This window comes from Okeania sp. SIO2C9 (assembly GCF_010672455.1).
In the GTDB taxonomy this organism is placed as follows: domain Bacteria; phylum Cyanobacteriota; class Cyanobacteriia; order Cyanobacteriales; family Microcoleaceae; genus Okeania.
Map to the genome: position 1 here is coordinate 9,345 of NZ_JAAHGO010000076.1, position 3,177 is coordinate 12,521.

Here is a 3,177-nt window from a genome sequence, read left to right on the forward strand (position 1 = left end):
AAGGAGGCTATAACAATCAGAAATCATTTGTAAAAAATCTAAGGATATATAAATTCAAAATAAAATTCAGTAAGGCTTATGTATGAATAACAGGGTTTAAAAGCCCCACTAAGTTATAAAATTGATATTTTCAATTAGTTCATAGTCAACAATCCCAGAATAATTATTTTGTCTTCTAGTTTCTGGCAAATGACTCAAAAATTTAGGTTTCAAGCTTCCCTTGTTAAGAGGATAAAACAGAAAATTCTGCATCTTCTCGCCTCCCTATTATAGGAGGTACTGAAAAAGGAGGCTATAACAATCAGAAATCATTTGTAAAAAATCTAAGGATATATAAATTCAAAATAAAATTCAGTAAGGCTTATGTATGAATAACAGGGTTTAAAAGCCCCACTAAGTTATAAAATTGATAGTTTTCAATTAGTTCATAGTCAACAATCCCAGAATAATTATTTTGTTTTCTAGTTTCTGGCAAATGACTCAAAAAATTAGGTTTCAAGCTTCCCCTTTTAAAAGGATAAAACAGAAAATTCTGCATCTTCTCGCCTCCCTATTATAGGAGGTATTTAAAAAGGAGGCTATAACAATCAGAAATCATTTGTAAAAAATCTAAGGATATATAAATTCAAAATAAAATTCAGTAAGGCTTATGTATGAATAACAGGGTTTAAAAGCCCCACTAAGTTATAAAATTGATAGTTTTCAATTAGTTCATAGTCAACAATCCCAGAATAATTATTTTGTTTTCTAGTTTCTGGCAAATGACTCAAAAAATTAGGTTTCAAGCTTCCCCTTTTAAAAGGATAAAACAGAAAATTCTGCATCTTCTCGCCTCCCTATTATAGGAGGTATTTAAAAAGGAGGCTATAACAATCAGAAATCATTTGTAAAAAATCTAAGGACATATAAAAATTCTGAAACTTTTACCGAATAATTAAGGTTTAAAGCCTCTCCTTTAAAGGAGAAACAAGACAAATTTTTCCTTTGAGTCAATCCTCTTATTTTCAAGGAGGGGTAATTATTAATGATTAATGATTAATTGTTGAACCCTGTTCCCTAAATTAAATTTTTTTACCAGCAACTGAAATAGGATTACTATAACTGATATAGAATTTTCAAATGAGATGTGAAACAAGAGTTGGTTATTTACTAATAGTAAAAATCCGGTAAACCTTCTTGCCTGTTGCCTGTTGCCTAAAAGCGACGAGTTTTTTGTACGCAACTCAAATGAAATTACTATAACTGATAACTGAATTTACTCCTTATTCAATACTTAATAATATAGTTATGACAATAAAAGATTCTTCCAGTCCACTCAAATTTATCAAATTAATCCAAGAAAACTTTCTATTTTTTAGATTAGGTTTATATCAAATGGGGTTAGGAACAATGTCAGTTTTAACACTTGGAGTTTTGAACCGAGTGATGATTACTGAATTAACAATTCCTGCCACAATCGTAGCATTTACTTTGTCATTATATCAATTTATGGCACCAGCAAGGGTTTGGTTTGGTCAAATGTCTGATGTTAAACCTTTGTTTGGTCAGCATCGTACAGGTTATATGTGGATAGGAGCAGTTTTGTTTACTTTAACTGCTTTTATTGCTGTACAAGTTATGTGGCAGGTTGGTGATAGTTTACAAGTGAATGGTTGGACAAATCCCACATTTTTTTGGGTCGGAATGTTGGGTTTAATGTTTATAATTTATGGTTTGGCTTTAAGTGCAAGTTCTACACCTTTTGCTGCATTATTGGTAGATATTTCCGATGAAGATAATCGTTCTAAAGTTGTGGGTATAGTTTGGTCGATGCTGATGGTAGGAATTATTATTGGAGCAATTACCAGTAGTATTTTACTGAAACAAGTTGGTGTGGGGGCACAATTAGAAACTGTGAAGGCATCTGTTAATAGTTTGTTTATTAAAGTGCCGGCAATTGTATTAATTTTGGCTTTTATTGCTACAGTGGGTGTTGAACAAAAATACTCTCGTTATCGTACTCGTTCAACTATTGCTAATCGAGAAGATAAAGTTACTCTAGGAACAACTATAAAAGTTTTAAGAGCTAGTCGTCAAACAGGTTTATTTTTTACATTTGTATTTGTACTAATTATTAGTTTATTTATGCAGGATGCAGTTTTAGAACCCTATGGTGGAGAAATATTTTCGATGCCAATTTCTGAAACTACAAGATTGAATGCTGTATCGGGTATGGGAACTTTAATCGGATTAGGTACAACTGGATTTTTAGTAGTACCAAGATTGGGTAAGAAAAATTCTCTAAAAGTGGGATGTGTGGCAACAACAATTAGTTTTATCTTGATAGTTATGTCGGGGTTTACTGGCAACCCTGCTTTATTTAAAGGTGCTTTATTTTTATATGGTTTAGCTGCTGGTTTAACTACTACTGCTTCTCTGAGTTTAATGTTAGATTTAACCGTAGCAGAAACAGCAGGAACTTTTATCGGTGCTTGGGGATTAGCTCAAGCAATGGCAAGAGGATTATCTACAGTTATTGGTGGTGCGACTTTAGACTTAGGTAGACTTTTCTTTAATATTCCAATGCTTGCTTATGGCTTAGTTTTTCTCATGGCAGGAATTGGAATGATACTGTCAATTTTTCTGTTAAATAGAGTCAATGTACGAGAATTTCAAGATAATTCAAAACAAGCGATCGCTACTATTTTAGAAGGAGAATTAGATTAATTAATAATTAATAATTAATAATTAATAATTAGGGTTTGCTGAAAAAGTCTTTTAGTAGGAGTAGGAGACAGGAGACAGGAGACAGGAGACAGGAGACAACCCACCCCTCGCCCCTCCCCCTCCCAGGAGGGAAGAAATGGGAATGAGCGAGGAGGTTTGAAGAAGAATTCAGTATACAGGATTATGGAGAGAAATTAGGTTGGGGTTTGATGGATAAAAGTAGCAATTTTTTAGTATCCCTATCATATTTTTCCTGCTGACTTCTTACTTGTTAGTTATTGGGGATAAATTGAGGGATAAAAATTATTCAAGTAATCCTGATTAACCATAATCTAGGTATGAGATGGTAAGTGAATAAATTATTTGGGGATAGGTGGTAAAAGCTCAGTTTTGAACAAGAATTCAGAATACAGGAGTCTGGGGAGAAATTAGATTGTGGTTTGGTGAACAAAAGTAGCAATTTTTCAGTAT

General features: G+C 32.8%; 1 protein-coding gene. It reads left to right on the forward strand.

The features are described from left to right. Positions 1 to 1,287: 1,287 nt before the first annotated feature. Complete coding sequence (locus F6K23_RS33005; protein ID WP_293164131.1) at positions 1,288 to 2,706, forward strand: BCD family MFS transporter; 1,419 nt, start codon at positions 1,288 to 1,290, stop codon at positions 2,704 to 2,706. Positions 2,707 to 3,177: the final 471 nt, after the last annotated feature.